Genomic DNA, 17,284 nt, shown 5'->3' on the forward strand with positions numbered 1-17,284 from the left:
CCGTCGATGCCGCCGTCCAGGCCGATGAAGATGCCGAAGTCGGTGATCGACTTGATCTGGCCGGACACCTTGTCGTTCTTCTTGTGCGTGGCGGCGAACGCTTCCCACGGGTTCGAGCGGGTCTGCTTGATGCCGAGCGAGATGCGGCGACGCTCTTCATCCACGTCCAGCACCATCACTTCGGTTTCATCGCCAACCTGCACCACCTTGGCCGGATTGACGTTCTTGTTGGTCCAATCCATTTCGGACACGTGCACCAGGCCTTCCACGCCCGGCTCGATTTCCACGAAGCAGCCGTAATCGGTGACGTTGGAGACCTTGCCGAACAGGCGGCTGCCGACCGGATAACGGCGGGCGATGGCGACCCACGGATCGTCGCCCAGCTGCTTCAGACCCAACGAGACGCGGTTGCGCTCGCGGTCGTACTTCAGCACGCGCACGTCCAGCTCGTCGCCGACGTTGACGACTTCGGACGGATGGCGCACGCGCTTCCACGCCATGTCGGTGATGTGCAGCAGGCCGTCGATGCCGCCCAGGTCCACGAACGCGCCGTAGTCGGTGAGGTTCTTGACGGTACCCTTCACCACCGCGCCTTCGGTCAGGCGTTCCAGCAGCTTCTCGCGCTCCTCGGAGAACTCGGTCTCGACGACGGCGCGGCGGCTGACAACGACGTTGTTGCGCTTGCGGTCCAGCTTGATGATCTTGAATTCGAGATCCTTGCCTTCCAGGTACACCGGATCGCGTACCGGACGCACATCGACCAGCGAACCGGGCAGGAACGCGCGAACGTCCTTGATGTCGACGGTGAAACCGCCTTTGACCTTGCCGGAGATCTTGCCGACGATGGTTTCTTCCTTGTCGAAGGCCTGCTCGAGGTCGTCCCACACCATGGAACGCTTGGCCTTCTCGCGGGAGAGCTTGGTCTCGCCGAAGCCGTCTTCCAGTGCGTCGAGGGCTACCTTCACCTCGTCGCCCACGCGTACTTCCAACTCGCCGTTCTCGCTCTTGAACTGCTCGATCGGAACGATGCCTTCGCTCTTGAGGCCAGCGTTGATCACGACGACGTCGTTGCGGATTTCGACAACGATGCCGGTGACGATGGCACCCGGCTTCAGCTTAGAAATGGCCTGTTGGCTCTGTTCAAACAGCTCGGCAAAACTTTCAGTCATGTTGATTCCAAAAATAAGAAAAGGCCCTCACCCCACTGCGCGCCGTCGGAGTAATTGCGCAGATGAGCAGGCCCACCGGTTATGGGTGATCGGGACGCTCCCTCACACCGTTGACCCAAAACTTCATGCCGCGACATGAAGCGCCAATGCCGCCGCAATCCGGTTACGGATGCACGACGGCCAAAACTTTAGCGACCACATCCTCGATCCCCATGCCGGTGGTATCCACCAACACCGCATCGCGGGCGGGCTTCAGCGGTGCCACGGCTCGCGATGCATCGCGGGTGTCACGCGCCTCAATTTCGCTCTGAAGGGTGGCAAGTGTAACGCTGAGCCCCTTTTCCTTCAACTGCTTATAGCGTCTTTTTGCCCTTTCGGCAGCGCTGGCGGTGAGGAACACCTTGTAGGGCGCATCGGGGAAGATCACCGTGCCCATGTCGCGTCCGTCTGCCACCAGGCCGGGCGATTTGCGGAAGTTGAGCTGCAGGTCGACCAGCGCCGTGCGCACCGAGGGAATCGAGGCAATGGCCGAGGCGGCGGCGCCTGCGGTTTCAGTACGCAGCTCGTCCGTGGCATCGTGTCCATTGACGATGACGCGCGTTTCGCCATCATGTGGCGCCGCACGAAACTGGATCTTCGTGGTATGCGCGCAACGGGTGACGGCCTCGGCGTCGGAGAGATCCAGCCCTGCGGCACCGGCGGCGTAACCAACCGCCCGGTAGAGCGCGCCGGAGTCCAGCAATCGCCAGCCCAGGTGCTCGGCCACCAGCCGGCTGATCGTACCTTTGCCTGATCCAGAGGGTCCGTCGATGGTAAGTACGGGCACGGACTGGCGTGTTGGCATGGACGGACCTGATGGCACGGGAAGTGCTTAGCTTATCGTGTTTACAGGGGTGCCAGGCGCATGCTTTCCAGTTCCTCATCGACCGTATACGGCTTCCAGCCATCTTCCATGAACGACCTTCATCGCCAGTTCCACCAGGCCGCTGACGACCTGCGGCATCGCAAGGAACGGCCCGACAACGACACGCTGCTTGCGCTCTATGCGCTCTACAAGCAGGCACTGGAAGGCGACGTGCACGACTGCCAGCCCACCAGCTTCTTCGACTTCATCGGTACCGCCAAGCAGGAAGCCTGGTCCCGGCTCAAAGGCATGCCGCAAGACGAAGCGATGCGCCGGTACGTGGAACTGGTACAACAATTGCTCGACTGAACCAGCGCTGCCGCGCCTGGACCACTTGCGCCCATCCACAATAGCGGGCACATTCATACGATCGTTTGAATAACGGTCGCCACATGAACTACCCCCATTTGTTTGCCCCGCTCGCTCTGGGCCCTGTCACCCTGCCCAACCGCATCCTGATGGGCTCGATGCACACCGGGCTGGAAGACAGGGTGGCCGATTTCGACAAGCTGGCCACGTATTTCGCCGAACGCGCCCGCGGCGGCGTAGGCCTGATGGTGACCGGCGGCATTGCGCCCAGCATCGAAGGTTGGCTGAAGCCATTTGGCGGGCGCATGAGCCTGCCCTGGCACAAGCCGCGGCATCGCAAGATCACCCAGGCGGTGCATGCGGAAGGCGGGCGCATCTGCATGCAGATCCTGCACGCGGGGCGTTACGGCTATCACCCGTTGTCGGTAGCGCCATCGCGCATTCAATCACCGATCACGCCGTTCAAGCCACGAGAGCTCAGCGCGCGAAGCGTGGAGCGCACCATCAATGATTTTGTCCGCTGCGCGCAGCTCGCGCGCGAAGCCGGCTACGACGGCGTAGAAGTGATGGGTTCGGAAGGCTATCTGATCAATCAGTTCATCGCAGCGCGCACCAATCAGCGCACGGATGCCTGGGGTGGCGATGCCGATAAACGCATGCGTTTCCCGCTCGAAATCGTGCGACGCATGCGCGACGCCGTCGGCAGGGATTTCATCATCATCTATCGCCTTTCCATGCTTGACCTGGTGGAAGGCGGACAACCCTGGCAAGACATTGTCACGCTCGCCAAAGGCATCGAAGCGGCCGGCGCCAGCATCATCAATACCGGCATCGGCTGGCATGAAGCACGCGTGCCGACCATCGTCACCAGCGTGCCGCGTGCCGGCTTCAGCTGGGTAACGAAGAAGCTCAAGGGCGAAGTCTCGATTCCCCTGATCGCCACCAACCGCATCAACATGCCCGATGTAGCCGAGCGGATTCTTGCCGATGGCGAAGCGGACATGGTGTCGATGGCAAGGCCATTGCTGGCTGATCCGGAATGGGCGATCAAAGCAAAGGCCGGGCGTAGCGAACGCATCAATACCTGCATCGCTTGCAACCAGGCCTGCCTCGATCATGTGTTCTTGAACCAGCGCGCAAGCTGCATGGTCAATCCGCGTGCCTGCCATGAAACGGAGCTGCAAATCGTTCCTGCAAAAACGCGCAAGCACATCGCGGTGATAGGCGCAGGCCCGGCCGGCATGGCGTGCGCCGCCACACTGGCGGAACGGGGGCACGACGTCACGTTGATCGACGGCGCGAACCAGATCGGCGGCCAGTTCAATTACGCCAAACGCATTCCCGGGAAGGAAGAATTCCACGAAACACTGCGCTATTTCATGCATCGCCTGGCCGATTCCGGAGTACGCATACAGTTGGGGCAGATCGCAGACGTGGCTGCGCTCAAAGCGGAAAACTACGACGAAGTGATCGTCGCCACTGGCATCACACCGCGCCTGGCGAGTTTTCCCGGCAGCGACGATCCGCGCGTACTGAGCTATCTCGATGTGCTTGCGCGAAACCAGCCGGTCGGTCAACGCGTCGCCATCATCGGGGCCGGGGGCATCGGCTTCGACGTGGCCGAGTTCCTGGTCGAGCATGCACCCTCGCCCACCACGGACGTCACGCGCTGGACGCGCGAATGGGGCGTGGACATGCAGCTGGACCATCCGGGTGGTCTGTTGAGTCCACAATCGGAGCCGCCTGCACGGCAAGTCTGGCTGCTGCAACGTACGTCAGGCCGACCGGGTGCGCGGCTCAACAAAACCACCGGCTGGGTGCATCGTGCCACGCTGAAGAACAAGCGGGTCACCATGCTGGGCGGCGTCCGCTATGACCGTTTCGACGAGCAGGGACTGCACATCACGATCGACGGCGAGGCTCAGGTGTTGCCCGTCGACAACATCATCGTCTGCGCCGGCCAGGAGCCCAACCGCAGGCTTGCCGATGATCTGACCGCGCAAGGGCATTCCCGCGTCCACGTCATTGGCGGCGCCGATGTCGCGGCGGAGCTGGACGCCAAGCGCGCCATCGCCCAAGGCACGCGACTGGCCAGCGAGCTTTAAGAAAGCTCGGCAAGGCATTCACCGGGAAGAGAAAAGGAAGCGCCCCGCCAGCGACGCGTCGGTATTGGCTCTGGGGAGGGATGCCGATATACCGCGGGGGTAGCGTCGCTGCGGGGCGAGGTCTGCGCCACTCGGGGGGAGGGGGTCAGTGGCGCGACAGGGGAGATATTATGATCGACGCGATACAGAATCAAATATATATTTAGAGCCCGATTTATTCGAAAGTCATATATGTTTGATTTTCGCCAATTGCGTTACTTCATCGCCGTCGCGGAAGAGCTGAGCTTCACCCGTGCCGCGCAGCGCCTGCACCTCTCGCAGCCGCCGCTGTCCCAGCAGATCCAGGCCCTGGAGCAAGACCTTGGCGTGCGCCTGCTCGAGCGCGACAAGCGCAACGTCATGCTTACCGAGCCTGGCCGGTTGTTCCTCGATCAGGCCCGGCAGATCCTGGCCATGGCCGACGAGGCGCGCACCCAGGTTGCCGAGGCCGCGGCTGGCTTCAGCGGGCATCTCCGGCTCGCCTACACCGTCTCGGTATCCTTTCACCCTGCTCTGCCCCAGACCTTGCTGCGGTTGGGGCAGAACGCGCCCAACGTGCGCGTATGGCTGAGCGAGATGTATACCCAGCCGCAGTTCTCGGCTATCCGCAACGGGCAGATCGACGTGGGCTTCGTCAGGGATCTGCCTACCCACGAAGACGATGCCCAAGCCTTGCGAGTGGACATCATCGACTACGAACCCCTCTTGCTCGCCCTGCCGGAAGGTCACCGCCTGGCCGGCCGCCAAAGCGTGGAATTGGGTGAGGTTGCCGGCGATCCCTTCGTGGTGCAGCCGCGCGAACTGGCGGCAACCTTGTATGACCGACTGCTGCGCCTGGCCGCCAAAGCCGGCTTCCACCCCGTAATACGGCAGCACGCACAACAACTCAACGGCCTGCTTGCGCTGGTGGCTGCCGACGTCGGCCTGGCCCTCGTGCCTGCCAGCATGCAGGTGGTGAAGCTAGCTGGAGTAAGCTATGTGCCGCTGGCCGACCCCGATGCGCATCTCGTGCTGGCCGTCGCCAGTCCGGCAGAAAATCCATCGCCCGTCGTCGTGCAGTGCCTGGAAACGGTCGCCGCTGCGAAAGCCGCCATAGGCTTGTGACAAGCGGTTGAAATAGCTATACTTGCGTGCTTTCTTTGTTTCGTTTCGTTCCAGGAGCCTGCCGTGAAGGTGCTTTCCTCTTTGAAGTCCGCCAAGCAGCGGCACCGTGACTGCAAGGTTGTGCGCCGTCGCGGCAAAGTGTTCGTGATCTGCAAGAGCAACCCGCGTTTCAAAGCGCGTCAGCGTTGATCGAGGCCACGAGCCAATGAAAAAAGCCGCTGCAGAGCGGCTTTTTTTATGCCTGGACCTCAACCCGCTCTAGCGGCCGCCGCTCACATCGACCAGCGAACCGGTGACATACGAGGCAGCATCGCTCAGCAGCCACACAATCGCTTCTGCAACTTCATTCGCGGCTCCCGCACGGCCGAGCGGCGTTTGCACCCCAAGTTCTGCCGCACGATCCGGACGGCCACCGCTTGCATGAATCTCGGTGTCGATCAGCCCAGGGCGAACCGCGTTGACGCGAACGCCCTGCCCCCCGAGCTCCTTGGCAAGACCGATCGTCATTGTGTCGACGGCGCCTTTCGACCCTGCGTAATCCACGTATTCATGCGGCGAACCGAGTCGTGATGCCGCTGACGATACGTTGACGATCGAACCACCGTTGCCACCACGACCCTTCGCCATGCGTCGCGCTGCTTCGCGGGCACACAGATAGGCACCCAGCACGTTGACGTTGAACATTTGCCTGAGACGATCGACGCTCATGTCAGCCAACGGCATGGACGGCGCCACGATGCCCGCATTGTTGACCAGCGCATTCACACGGCCAAAGGCCGCCTCAACGGCATCGAACATGGCGATGACGTCTGCTTCGTCAGCAACGTTGCCACGAATCGCACAAGCACGACCACCCGCGTGCAAAATGTCAGCGACGGTTTCCCGCGCAGCCTGTTCGTTTTGGGAGTAGTTGACCCCAATAGACCAACCGCGCACGCCAAGGAGTTTTGCAGTCGCGCGACCGATGCCGCGACTCGCACCGGTGATCAAAGCAACATTCGCCATATCGGGTTCACCGCATCATGGATGTTGCGGGCATCTGCAACAACACAGGTGCCCGGCAAAGCTCATTCGTAGCTGACGCCGGTAATTCCGTAGCGCTTGACCCCATTGGGCGCCGTGAACTCGAAGCTGTCGCCCTCGCTCTTGCCGATCAACGCACGCGCAATCGGCGAAGACACCGCGATCAAGGCTTGCTTGATGTCAGCCTCCAGATCGCCAACGATCTGATACTTCACCGCCTCGCCGCTTTCTTCGTCTTCCAGCTCCACGATCGCGCCGAACACGATCTTGGTGCCGGGATTCAAACGCGACACATCGATCACTTCAGCCGTAGACAGTGCCGCTTCCAGTTCCTTGATGCGGCCTTCGATAAAGCTCTGCTGCTCGCGGGCGGCATGATATTCGGCATTTTCCTTCAGGTCGCCATGCGCGCGTGCTTCCGCAATGGCCGCGATGATCTTGGGACGTTCAACCGATTTCAGCCGCTCCAGTTCACCACGCAGACGCTCGGAACCAGCCTTGGTAATGGGTGCACGGCTCATGCATTCAACTCCTTGTGTAGTTCTTGCAGGCTGTGCACTTCGCCACTGTCGTGGTAATCCAATGAATGCACCAGCGCACGCGCGCCTGCAACCGTCGTGGAATACGTGACGCGATGCTGCAAAGCCTCGCGCCGGATCGAGAACGAGTCGGCGATCGCCTGCTTGCCCTCGGTGGTGTTGACAATATAGACAATCTCGCCGTTCTTGATCAGGTCGACGATATGCGGACGGCCTTCCAGCACCTTGTTGATGCGTTCGCAAAGCACGCCGTGCGAGGTCAGATAGCTTGCCGTACCCGCTGTAGCAACCAGCGTGAAGCCGCGAGATGCAATGTCTGCCGCAATCGGCAACAGGCGATCCTTGTCGGCGTCGCGCACGGATACGAACACCTTGCCCTGTGGCGGCGTCTTGATGCCGGCCGCATCGTGGCCGCGTGCGAACGCTGCACCAAAGCTGCGGCCCACACCCATCACTTCACCGGTGGAGCGCATTTCCGGACCGAGGATCGGATCGACGTTCTGGAATTTCAGGAACGGGAAGATCGCTTCCTTCACCGAGTAGTAGGCCGGGATCACTTCGCGCGTCGCACCCTGCTCCTGCAGCGTGCGGCCCGCCATGCAACGGGCGGCAATCTTGGCTAGCGCCACGCCCGTAGCCTTGGAAACAAACGGCACCGTGCGCGAAGCACGCGGATTCACTTCCAGGATGAACACGGTGTCGCCCTGAATCGCAAACTGCGTATTCATCAGGCCGATCACTTTCAGCTCTTTCGCCATCAGGCCAACCTGGCGGCGCAGTTCGTTCTGGATCGCGGGCGACAACGAATACGGTGGCAACGAACAGGAGGAATCGCCCGAGTGTACGCCGGCTTCCTCAATGTGCTCCATGATGCCGCCGACCAGCACGTTGCCATCGCGGTCGGCAATGACGTCCACGTCCACTTCCACCGCATGGTCGAGGAAGCGATCCAGCAGCACCGGCGAATCGTTCGACACCTGCACGGCTTCGCGGATGTAGCGCGACAGATCCGCGTCGTCGTACACGACTTCCATCGCGCGCCCGCCGAGCACGTAGCTCGGACGCACCACCAGCGGATAGCCAATCTCGCGCGCCAGCGCCAAGGCCTCGTCGGCATTGCGCGCGGTACGATTCGGCGGCTGGGTAAGGCCCAGCTTGGCGATCATCTGCTGGAAGCGCTCGCGGTCTTCGGCCAGGTCGATGGAATCGGGCGTGGTGCCGATGATCGGCGCACCCGCCGCTTCCAGTGCGCGCGCGAGTTTCAGCGGCGTCTGGCCACCGTACTGCACGATCACGCCCTTGGGTTTTTCCAGGTCAACGATTTCCAGCACGTCTTCGAGCGTGAGCGGCTCGAAGTACAGGCGGTCCGAGGTGTCGTAGTCGGTGGAAACGGTTTCCGGATTGCAGTTGACCATGATGGTCTCGAACCCGTCTTCGCGCAGCGCCAAGGCGGCATGCACGCAGCAGTAATCGAATTCGATACCTTGGCCGATGCGGTTCGGACCGCCGCCCAGCACCATGATCTTGTCGCGGCTGGTGGGATTGGCCTCGCACTCTTCCTCATAGGTCGAGTACATGTAGGCCGTCGTGGTCGCAAACTCGGCTGCGCAAGAGTCTACGCGCTTGTATACCGGGCGCACACCCAGCGTACGGCGCAAATGACGAATCGCCGCCTCGTCCGTATTGGTGAGTTCGGCCAGGCGCGCATCGGAAAAACCAAGACGCTTCAGCTCACGCACGCGCGCCGCATCGAGCGCCGTCAAACCTTGCTCGCGCACTTCCTTTTCGGTGAGCACGATGTCTTCGAACGCAGCAAGGAACCACGGATCGACATGGCTGAGATCGTGCACTTCTTCCAGCGTAAGGCCAGCACGGAACGCGTCGGCCAAGTGGAACACGCGATCGGGACGCGGCTCGCGCAGTTCGCGCTTGAGCTTGGCAAGCCCTTCATCGCTGGTGATCTCCAGCCCGGTCGGATTGAGACCGGTCTTGCCAATTTCCAGGCCGCGCAACGCCTTCTGCAGTGATTCGTGGAAGCTGCGGCCGATCGCCATCACCTCGCCCACCGACTTCATCTGCGTGGTGAGGCGTGCATCGGCTTGCGGGAATTTCTCGAACGCAAAGCGCGGGATCTTGGTAACGACGTAATCGATGGTCGGCTCGAACGAAGCTGGCGTAAGTCCGCCGGTGATGTCGTTCTTCAGCTCATCGAGCGTGTAGCCTACGGCAAGCTTCGCCGCGACCTTGGCGATCGGGAAGCCCGTGGCCTTGGACGCCAGCGCCGACGAACGCGACACGCGCGGATTCATCTCGATCACCACCACGCGGCCGGTTTCGGCATTCACGCCGAACTGCACGTTGGAGCCGCCGGTATCCACGCCGATCTTGCGCAGCACTGCAATGGAGGCATCGCGCAGGCGCTGGTATTCCTTGTCGGTGAGCGTCTGCGCCGGCGCCACGGTAATCGAGTCGCCGGTATGCACGCCCATCGGATCGAGGTTCTCGATCGAGCACACGATGATGCAGTTGTCCGCCTTGTCGCGGACCACTTCCATCTCGAATTCCTTCCAGCCCAGTACGGACTCTTCCACCAGCACTTCGTGCACGGGCGAGAGTTCGAGACCGCGCTTGACGATCTCTTCGAACTCCTCGCGGTTGTACGCGATGCCGCCACCGGAACCGCCAAGCGTGAAGCTGGGGCGGATGATGGTCGGATAGCCGACGGTGACCTGGATCTCCACCGCTTGCTCGAATGACTTCGCCACCGCGGCGCGCGGGCATTCCAGCCCGATCTCGGCCATCGCCACGCGGAACAATTCGCGGTCTTCGGCCATGCGGATGGCTTCGCGCGAGGCGCCAATCAGCTCGACGTTGTATTTCTCGAGCACGCCATTGTCGGCAAGATCGAGCGCGCAATTGAGGCCGGTCTGGCCGCCCATGGTAGGCAACACGGCATCCGGACGCTCCTTGGCGATGATGCGTTCCACCGTCTGCCAGTTGATCGGCTCGATGTACACCGCATCGGCCATCTCCGGATCGGTCATGATCGTGGCCGGGTTGGAGTTCACCAGGATCACCCGGTAACCCTCTTCGCGCAGCGCCTTGCACGCCTGCGCGCCGGAGTAGTCGAACTCGCACGCCTGACCGATCACGATCGGGCCGGCGCCGATGATCAGGATGCTCTTGATGTCGTTACGCTTGGGCATCTCAGCGGGCCTCCTGCATCAATTTGGCAAAACGGTCGAACAAGTAACCGATGTCCTGCGGACCCGGGCTTGCTTCGGGATGTCCCTGGAAACAGAACGCGGGACGATCGGTCAATGCAAAACCTTGCAGCGAACCATCGAACAGCGACGTGTGCGTGATGCGCACGTTGGAAGGCAGCGTGGACACATCCACCGCAAAGCCATGGTTCTGCGAGGTGATCAGCACGCGGCCATCGTCATGATCCTTCACTGGATGGTTCGCCCCGTGATGGCCGAACTTCATCTTCAGCGTCTTCGCGCCCAGGGCAGCGCCCATGATCTGATGACCCAGGCAGATGCCGAACAATGGGATTTCCCTGGCCAGGAATTCGCGCGTGGCGGCAATGGCGTAGTCGCACGCGGCAGGATCGCCGGGGCCGTTGGAGAGGAACACGCCATCCGGATTCATGGCCAGCACTTCCGAGGCTGGCGTCTGCGCGGGCACCACCGTGATCTCGCAACCGCGCTCGGCCAGCAAGCGCAGAATGTTGCGCTTTACGCCGTAGTCGTAGGCCACCACGTTGAAGCGCTTGTCCGTTTCGTTGAACGCGGTGCGGTCGAGGTCGTATACGCCCTCGTTCCAGTTGTACGGCTTGTCGACACTGACCACCTTGGCCAGGTCCATGCCGTTCAAGCCGGGAAAGGCACGCGCCTTGGCCAGTGCGGCTTCGGCATCGATGGATTCGCCAGCCACCAGGCAGCCGTTCTGGGCACCCTTGTCGCGCAGGATACGCGTGAGCCGGCGCGTATCGATGCCGGCGATGGCGACGATGCCATGGCGCTTCAAGTAATCGGGCAGGCTCTCGGTACTGCGCCAGTTGCTGGCACGACGCGGTACGTCGCGCACGATCAGGCCGGCGGTATGCACCTTGTCGGATTCGGCATCTGCCTCGTTGCAGCCGGTATTGCCAATGTGGGGATAGGTAAGGGTGACGATCTGCCGGGCATAGGAGGGATCGGTGAGGATCTCCTGATAACCCGTCATCGCCGTGTTGAAGACAACTTCGCCAACGGTTTCGCCAGTCGCACCTACGGAGTGGCCGTGGAATACGCTGCCGTCTTCGAGGGCAAGCAGAGCGGGATGAGGCATGGAGAGGGCCGCCTTTTAGGTACAGCAAGGTCCGCAAGCCGCACAGAAGCAGGCTTGTGGACCTTAGGTGAAGGAAAGTCTCGGGCGGGTTGAAATGATAGGCTTCGCGCGCCTTTCTGTCCACCCGAAGGCGCCTTCCGAAACGGATCGTCATATGGCGCGCCGGCCGCATACCCGCGCTAGACTGCACCGGGACTTAGCCAGGAAAGCTGCGAAACTCGATGAACGCGACCGCTCTATTGCTGGACCCCGCACGACTCGATCGTCCCGACACGGATGTGCGCCAGCAGCCGTTTCCGTTCATGATCGCGCACGGCCAGTTGCCGGATGAAGCGCGCAGCGATTTGGAACGGGATTTCCCCAAATACAGCAGCGCGGGCTTCTTCCCTTACGATCCGGTCGATTGCGGGCCATCGGTCAACGCACTCGTCGAACAGCTCACCACGCCCCAATTCGCCAGCGCGATCGGCCGTTATCTCGGCATCGAGAATCTTGGGCAATATCCCACCCTGATCACCTTGTGCCGTGCCTTGAACAAACGCCACGGCACCATCCACACCGACAGCCGCTCCAAGGTCGCCACGGCCCTGCTCTACCTCAATACCCAGTGGCCCGACACCAGCGATGGCTGCCTGCGTTTTCTCAACCGCGTGGACAACATCGACGATCTCGTGGCTCCCGAACTCAAGCCGCTGTACGGTGAGTTCGCGGTGTTCAAGCGCTGCGACAATTCCTTCCACGGCCATCTGCCGTATGAGGGCGAGCGGCGCGTGATCCAGGTGGCGTGGCTCACCAGCGAAGAAGAAAAACTGCGCAAGACCAAGCGCGGTAAATTTTCGCGCGTGTTCAAGAAACTGTTCGGCGTGCTCGATCGCAAACTGGGGGCGGGGCGCGACCGCAACGCCGCGCACCCGGATTGAGCGCTCACCAGAAACGCCACGCGGCATATCCGGCAAATGCCAGATAGAACGCGCCAACAAGAATCAACGCGCGACCGTCGACATTGCCGCGTCGGAACAGGCCCCATAGGTAAATGATGGCCAGCATGGTCAGCAGACCCGAGACCACCAGCGGCGCATCGAACAGCCACGGCGTGGCGAAGATCGCCAGGGCGCTTGGCACGGTGGCTTGAATCATCATCGCACCTGAGATATTGGCGAGCGCCAAACGTTCCTTGCCCTGGCGCACCCAGATCAGCGCATTCATCGTTTCCGGCAGCTCGGTAGCGACCGGGCTTAGCACCAGCGCCACGAGATGTGGTGGGAGATGCATCGCTACACCGATAGCTTCGATTTGCGAGACGAAGATATGCGAGGCGATCGCAATGACCAGCAGCGACAGTGTCGCCTGCAAGGATACCGCCAGCATGGAAGGCGTCGCTGCGCGAGGTTGAAACTTCAAAGGTTCCAGCTGCTCGCCATCGGAGGCGTCAGGCTCGTCTTTCAACTCACGCCATACATAAAGCGCATACGCCAGCAGAAACAGCACGCCGAGCCATGGCTTGAACGCAAAAGCGATCAAACCGAGCGCGCACTTCACGATGAAAATCGACAGGAACCAGGCTTGGTCCCGCGCCAGCCGCGCATGCTCGACCTGCACGCGCCCATCAGCGCGTCCCAACCGGCTGCGGTTGCACCACAATGCAACACCCACCACTGCATAAGCGACCGTTGCAAGCACGAGCGGGCCACCCATCGCGGCGCCCACGCCGATATCGCGAACTTCCGGAGTGCGCCCGACGATCACAGCGACGAAGGTCACCGCGCTTTCCGGCAACGCCGTGCCGAACGCCGCCAACACCGTGCCGGTGGCGGTTTCACCGAGATTGAGCTTTTTCCCGAGCCACTCGACGCTGTTGACGAAGTACTCGCAGGCCGCATAGATCGCCCCTGCGGAGAGCAGGAACAGCAGAGCTGTGATCAGCATGAAATATTCCGGGGCCGGGCGAGCGAAAACCGATGGCACACGCGCGTCGCTCGCCCGGCTTAGGTGAGCGCGACGTGGCCAAAGGTCTCGCCGGACCATCGCAAACGTGGTGTCTGCGATTGCCATCCGCGCCATGAAGCCGAGGCTTCAAGTCTGTTGACGCGGATTCCTCGATGCATGCAAGCCTGGCGGCGGCTGCATGAGGATGGCTACTCCCCAATGACGTTGCGGCGCATGGTACAAGCGCCAACGCTTGCGAACAAGCGCCTTTATGCCGGCTGGGTCGGCGTCCTCGTAAGCCAAACGATTTGGCGGGTTATTGCTGGGTTACGCTGCGCTAACCCAACCTACAGGCGCTCCTGCAGCAAGTTATCAATGCTGTAGATGCCAGGCTTGCGGCCAGCGAGCCATGCGGCCGTTTCGAGTGCTCCGCGGGCAAAAATGGAGCGATCGGTCGCACGATGAGAAAGCTCGACACGCTCACCCTGGCCAAGCAACAGCGCCGTGTGCTCGCCCACCACATCGCCGCCGCGTACCACCGCGAAACCGATGCTGCCATTGCGGCGTGCGCCGGGACGCCCTTCTCGTACGTACACCGCATCCTTCTCCAGTGTCGTGCCACGCGCTTCGGCCGCGGCGTGTCCCAACGCAAGCGCAGTGCCGGAAGGCGCATCTTCCTTGCGACTGTGATGCGCTTCGACGATTTCCAAGTCCCAATCCGGTAACGCTGCAGCAGCCTCGCGCAACAAGCGCTTCAGCACGGCCACGCCGAGACTGAAGTTGGCCGCATGCAACACAGGAATGTGTTGGCTCGCTCGATCGAGTTTGCTTTGCAATGCAGTGTCGATGCCGGTGGTTCCCGTGACCAGGGCCGCGTTGTGCGTGGTGCAGAAATCGAGAGCAGCGGAAAGACCGTCCGGTCCGCTGAAATCAACCACGACAGCGGCCATGGCGCTCCAGTCGTGTGCATAACGCAACGACGTGGATAACTCAGGAAAGACCGGGTCGCCGTTATGCGGTGAGCCTGCGGACACCAACGCGCTGACCAACTCGAAACGCTTGTCTTCGCGCACCAGCGCCAGCAAGGCGCGCCCCATGCGGCCAGAGGCGCCGTTGATGGCGAGGCGGATGGGCTGGGTCATGCACTTGTATCCTCGCTGGAGTCGTAACCGTTCTACCGGGGACCTTAAATACTCTTGCCGTCATTCCCGCGAAAGCGGGAATCCATTGTCGCTACTTACTCAAGAGCATGATGGATTCCCGCTTTCGCGGGAATGACGGCACAGGGTTGGGCGGGCGCCTTAAGAGGTCACCCGCGACCAGAACTGCTTCACGCCATCCATAAAACCCTTGGCGCGCGGCGAATGCTCGTCGTCATCGGCAAAAGTGGCTTCCAGTTTCTCCAGCAATTCGCGCTGGTCGCGTGTCAGCCGCACCGGCGTCTCCACGACTACGCGGCAGACGAGATCACCCGTGCGGCCACCACGCACGGATTTCACCCCACGGCCGCGCAGCACGAACTGCTGTCCGGTCTGGGTTTCCGGCGGAATGGTGATGGCCACTTCGCCATCCAGCGTCGGGACCGGCAACTCCGCACCCAATGCCGCTTGCGAGATACGAATCGGCACCTCACAAAACAGATTGCTGCCGTCGCGCTGGAAAATGTCGTGCTCGCGCACGCGCACTTCCACGTACAGATCGCCAGTCTCGGAGCCGGCAGGCCCAGCCTCGCCCTGCCCCGCCAAGCGGATGCGATCGCCATTGTCGACGCCAGCGGGAATCCGCACAGACAACGTGCGCGTTTCTTCCAGACGCCCTTCGCCGTGGCACTTCTTGCAGGGCTTTTCAATGGCACGACCGCTGCCGTTGCAATGCGGGCAGGCCTGCTGGATGGAGAAGATGCCGTTCTGCATCCGTACGCGACCGTGGCCATTGCAGGTGCGGCAACTGACGGTTTTGCCGTCTTCCGAACCACTGCCATTGCAGTGGTGGCAATTGACCTGGGTGGGAATGTCGAACTTCTTCTCGACGCCGAACACGGCTTCTTCGAGATCCAGCTCCATGATGTAGCGCAGATCGGCGCCGCGGCGCGGGCGCGAGGAGCGGCCGCCACCGAAGATGTCGCCGAAGATGTCCCCAAAGATATCGCCCATGTCGCCGAAACCGCCGGCGCCGCCGCGACCACCCATGCCGCCTTCAAAGGCTGCATGGCCATACTGGTCGTACATGGCGCGCTTCTGCGCATCGGAGAGCACCTCGTAGGCCTCCTTGGCCTCCTTGAATTTCTCCTGCGCCTGCGGATCGTCCGGGCAGCGGTCCGGATGGTATTTCATCGCCAGGCGGCGGAAGGCTTTTTTCAGCTCCGCTTCGTCCGCCGCGCGGTCGACACCCAGGATTTCATAATAGTCACGCTTGCTCATTTCATGATCCGCGATTCGATGCGCCGATCGGGAATGAACCAGATCGCAGCCACCGTGGCATAAAGAACACACGACCCCCACGGCGCCACGAACGCCAGCAGGATGCCGCACACATACATGGCGACGGAAAGCCAGCCTTTCCAGTCACCACCTACCGACTGCGCCAGCAGGGAGGTGGCGCCGCCATTGGCCGCAATCAGGCTGCGCTGGAACGGCTGCCACGCCAAGCCACACATCAGCAGCACCAAGCCATACAACGCCACCGGCAGTTGCGCGAAGTGGTTTTCGCCCATCCATCCGGTGGTCACCGGCATCAGCGACAACCAGAACAGCAGGTGCAGGTTGGCCCACAACACGCTGCCATTGATCTTCTCGGCAGCATGCAGGAAGTGATGGTGGTTGTTCCAGTAGATGCCGACGTAGATGAAGCTCAATACGTAGCTCAGGAACACCGGCCACTGCGGCAGCAAAGCCTGCCAACCGTCGCCGTGCGGCACTTTCAGTTCCAGCACCATGATGGTGAGGATGATGGCCAGTACCCCATCGCTGAAGGCCTCGAGCCGCCCCTTATCCATCGCTTCCCCTCCCGACACGCAACGAGCGCCTCTTGCGAGGCGCTCGTCGTCAAACAGCTTGCTTGATCAGGACTTGCCGTCGTTCTTCACTTCGGTGAACTCGGCGTCGACCACGTCGTCCGGCTGGGCGGAGCCGCCCGGACCCGGGCCGTGCTGCGCACCGGCGCCAGCACCTGCATCTGCATGGCCGGCCTGCGCCGCGGCGTAGAGCGACTGCGCCACCTGCTCCAGCTTCTGGATCTTGGCTTCGATGGCGGCCTTGTCTTCGCCGTCCTTCACCTTCTCCAGATCCGACAGCGCGCCTTCGATCTCGCTGAGTTGCGCACCCGGTACCTTGCCGCCGTGCTCCTTCAGCGCGCTGCGCGTGGCGTGCACCAGCTGGTCGGCCTTGTTGCGCGTGCTTACCAGCTCCTGGAACTTCTTGTCCTCTTCACGATGCGTTTCCGCATCGGCCACCATGCGCTGGATTTCCTCATCGGACAGGCCGGACCCGGCCTTGATCTCGATGCGCTGTTCCTTGCCGGTCTTCTTGTCCTTGGCCGACACGTGCAGGATGCCGTTGGCGTCGATGTCGAAGGTCACTTCGATCTGCGGCATGCCGCGCGGCGCCGCGTCGATGCCAGCCAGGTCGAACTTGCCCAGCGACTTGTTGGCCGAAGCACGATCGCGCTCGCCCTGCAGCACGTGCACGGTGACCGCGGTCTGGTTGTCGTCGGCGGTGGAGAACACCTGCGAGGCCTTGGTCGGCACCGTGGTGTTCTTCTCGATCAGCTTGGTCATCACGCCGCCCATGGTCTCGATGCCCAGCGACAGCGGGGTCACGTCCAGCAGCAGCA

General features: G+C 61.9%; 16 protein-coding genes and 1 riboswitch. Of the genes, 5 read left to right on the forward strand and 11 right to left on the reverse strand.

The window, feature by feature from the left end:
• The coding region (gene rpsA / locus V7M64_RS20675; protein WP_333681863.1) for a 30S ribosomal protein S1 at positions 1-1,169 on the reverse strand (1,169 nt) is incomplete at its 3' end.
• Positions 1,170-1,332: 163 nt separating this feature from the next.
• Entirely contained in the window at positions 1,333-2,013 is a 681-nt protein-coding gene (gene cmk, locus V7M64_RS20680; protein ID WP_333681864.1) for a (d)CMP kinase, read from the reverse strand.
• Between the two features lie 108 nt (positions 2,014-2,121).
• On the opposite strand from cmk, the gene V7M64_RS20685 reads away from it, so the two are divergent.
• The 4 genes from V7M64_RS20685 to ykgO all read left to right on the forward strand — a co-directional run bounded on the left by V7M64_RS20685 (position 2,122) and on the right by ykgO (position 5,819).
• Entirely contained in the window at positions 2,122-2,382 is a 261-nt protein-coding gene (locus V7M64_RS20685) for an acyl-CoA-binding protein (RefSeq protein WP_333681865.1), read from the forward strand.
• Between the two features lie 83 nt (positions 2,383-2,465).
• Positions 2,466-4,487 carry an NADPH-dependent 2,4-dienoyl-CoA reductase gene (locus V7M64_RS20690; RefSeq protein WP_333681867.1) on the forward strand — a complete coding sequence of 674 codons (2,022 nt, stop codon included), beginning with the start codon at positions 2,466-2,468 and terminating at the stop codon, positions 4,485-4,487.
• 231 nt (positions 4,488-4,718) lie between these two features.
• A complete protein-coding gene (locus V7M64_RS20695; RefSeq protein ID WP_333681869.1) occupies positions 4,719-5,630 on the forward strand; it encodes a LysR substrate-binding domain-containing protein in 912 nt (303 codons plus the stop codon).
• A 63-nt stretch (positions 5,631-5,693) separates the two neighbouring features.
• Complete coding sequence (gene ykgO / locus V7M64_RS20700) at positions 5,694-5,819, forward strand: type B 50S ribosomal protein L36 (protein WP_008215056.1); 126 nt, start codon at positions 5,694-5,696, stop codon at positions 5,817-5,819.
• Between the two features lie 69 nt (positions 5,820-5,888).
• On the opposite strand, the gene V7M64_RS20705 is transcribed toward ykgO, so the two are convergent.
• The 4 genes from V7M64_RS20705 to carA all read right to left on the reverse strand — a co-directional run bounded on the left by V7M64_RS20705 (position 5,889) and on the right by carA (position 11,527).
• The gene (locus tag V7M64_RS20705; protein ID WP_333681899.1) at positions 5,889-6,635 is read right to left on the reverse strand and encodes an SDR family oxidoreductase; all 747 of its coding nucleotides are present in this window, start codon (positions 6,633-6,635) and stop codon (positions 5,889-5,891) included.
• 62 nt (positions 6,636-6,697) lie between these two features.
• Positions 6,698-7,174, reverse strand: a complete 477-nt coding sequence (gene greA / locus V7M64_RS20710) for a transcription elongation factor GreA (RefSeq protein WP_333681900.1) — start codon at positions 7,172-7,174, stop codon at positions 6,698-6,700.
• The gene (gene carB, locus V7M64_RS20715; protein WP_333681902.1) at positions 7,171-10,398 is read right to left on the reverse strand and encodes a carbamoyl-phosphate synthase large subunit; all 3,228 of its coding nucleotides are present in this window, start codon (positions 10,396-10,398) and stop codon (positions 7,171-7,173) included. The genes greA and carB overlap by 4 nt, the downstream gene beginning before the upstream one ends.
• Position 10,399: 1 nt before the next feature.
• Positions 10,400-11,527, reverse strand: coding sequence for a glutamine-hydrolyzing carbamoyl-phosphate synthase small subunit (carA, locus tag V7M64_RS20720; protein ID WP_333681904.1), 1,128 nt, complete (start codon positions 11,525-11,527; stop codon positions 10,400-10,402).
• Positions 11,528-11,748: 221 nt separating this feature from the next.
• Here carA and V7M64_RS20725 point away from each other — a divergent pair, with 221 nt between their 5' ends.
• Entirely contained in the window at positions 11,749-12,447 is a 699-nt protein-coding gene (locus V7M64_RS20725; RefSeq protein WP_333681906.1) for a 2OG-Fe(II) oxygenase, read from the forward strand.
• A 4-nt stretch (positions 12,448-12,451) separates the two neighbouring features.
• Here the strand turns inward: V7M64_RS20725 and V7M64_RS20730 are convergent, their stop codons facing one another.
• From V7M64_RS20730 to V7M64_RS20750, 5 genes are all read right to left on the reverse strand, one after another.
• Positions 12,452-13,453 (reverse strand): sodium:calcium antiporter, encoded by a 1,002-nt coding sequence (locus V7M64_RS20730; RefSeq protein ID WP_333681908.1) that lies wholly within the window; start codon positions 13,451-13,453, stop codon positions 12,452-12,454.
• 93 nt (positions 13,454-13,546) lie between these two features.
• Positions 13,547-13,683: riboswitch (yybP-ykoY riboswitch) on the reverse strand.
• A 117-nt stretch (positions 13,684-13,800) separates the two neighbouring features.
• Positions 13,801-14,595 (reverse strand): 4-hydroxy-tetrahydrodipicolinate reductase, encoded by a 795-nt coding sequence (dapB, locus tag V7M64_RS20735; protein WP_333681910.1) that lies wholly within the window; start codon positions 14,593-14,595, stop codon positions 13,801-13,803.
• A 159-nt stretch (positions 14,596-14,754) separates the two neighbouring features.
• Positions 14,755-15,873, reverse strand: coding sequence for a molecular chaperone DnaJ (dnaJ, locus tag V7M64_RS20740; RefSeq protein WP_333681911.1), 1,119 nt, complete (start codon positions 15,871-15,873; stop codon positions 14,755-14,757).
• Positions 15,870-16,448, reverse strand: coding sequence for a TMEM175 family protein (locus V7M64_RS20745; protein ID WP_333681912.1), 579 nt, complete (start codon positions 16,446-16,448; stop codon positions 15,870-15,872). Before V7M64_RS20745 ends, dnaJ begins: the two co-directional genes overlap by 4 nt.
• Before the next feature lie 66 nt (positions 16,449-16,514).
• On the reverse strand, positions 16,515-17,284 hold a 770-nt coding region (locus tag V7M64_RS20750), incomplete at its 5' end, for an Hsp70 family protein (protein WP_333681914.1).

It is taken from the genome of Dyella sp. (genome assembly GCF_036746095.1).
Lineage (GTDB): Bacteria > Pseudomonadota > Gammaproteobacteria > Xanthomonadales > Rhodanobacteraceae > Dyella_B.

Coding starts and splice junctions, on each gene's coding strand:
- V7M64_RS20690 (WP_333681867.1), top strand. CDS start 2,466: ATGAACTACCCCCATTTGTTTGCCCCGCTCGCTCTGGGCCCTGTCACC.
- carA (WP_333681904.1), bottom strand. CDS start 11,527: ATGCCTCATCCCGCTCTGCTTGCCCTCGAAGACGGCAGCGTATTCCAC.
- V7M64_RS20725 (WP_333681906.1), top strand. CDS start 11,749: ATGAACGCGACCGCTCTATTGCTGGACCCCGCACGACTCGATCGTCCC.
- V7M64_RS20685 (WP_333681865.1), top strand. CDS start 2,122: ATGAACGACCTTCATCGCCAGTTCCACCAGGCCGCTGACGACCTGCGG.
- V7M64_RS20705 (WP_333681899.1), bottom strand. CDS start 6,635: ATGGCGAATGTTGCTTTGATCACCGGTGCGAGTCGCGGCATCGGTCGC.
- cmk (WP_333681864.1), bottom strand. CDS start 2,013: ATGCCAACACGCCAGTCCGTGCCCGTACTTACCATCGACGGACCCTCT.
- V7M64_RS20730 (WP_333681908.1), bottom strand. CDS start 13,453: ATGCTGATCACAGCTCTGCTGTTCCTGCTCTCCGCAGGGGCGATCTAT.
- V7M64_RS20745 (WP_333681912.1), bottom strand. CDS start 16,448: ATGGATAAGGGGCGGCTCGAGGCCTTCAGCGATGGGGTACTGGCCATC.
- carB (WP_333681902.1), bottom strand. CDS start 10,398: ATGCCCAAGCGTAACGACATCAAGAGCATCCTGATCATCGGCGCCGGC.
- V7M64_RS20695 (WP_333681869.1), top strand. CDS start 4,719: ATGTTTGATTTTCGCCAATTGCGTTACTTCATCGCCGTCGCGGAAGAG.
- dnaJ (WP_333681911.1), bottom strand. CDS start 15,873: ATGAGCAAGCGTGACTATTATGAAATCCTGGGTGTCGACCGCGCGGCG.
- greA (WP_333681900.1), bottom strand. CDS start 7,174: ATGAGCCGTGCACCCATTACCAAGGCTGGTTCCGAGCGTCTGCGTGGT.
- dapB (WP_333681910.1), bottom strand. CDS start 14,595: ATGACCCAGCCCATCCGCCTCGCCATCAACGGCGCCTCTGGCCGCATG.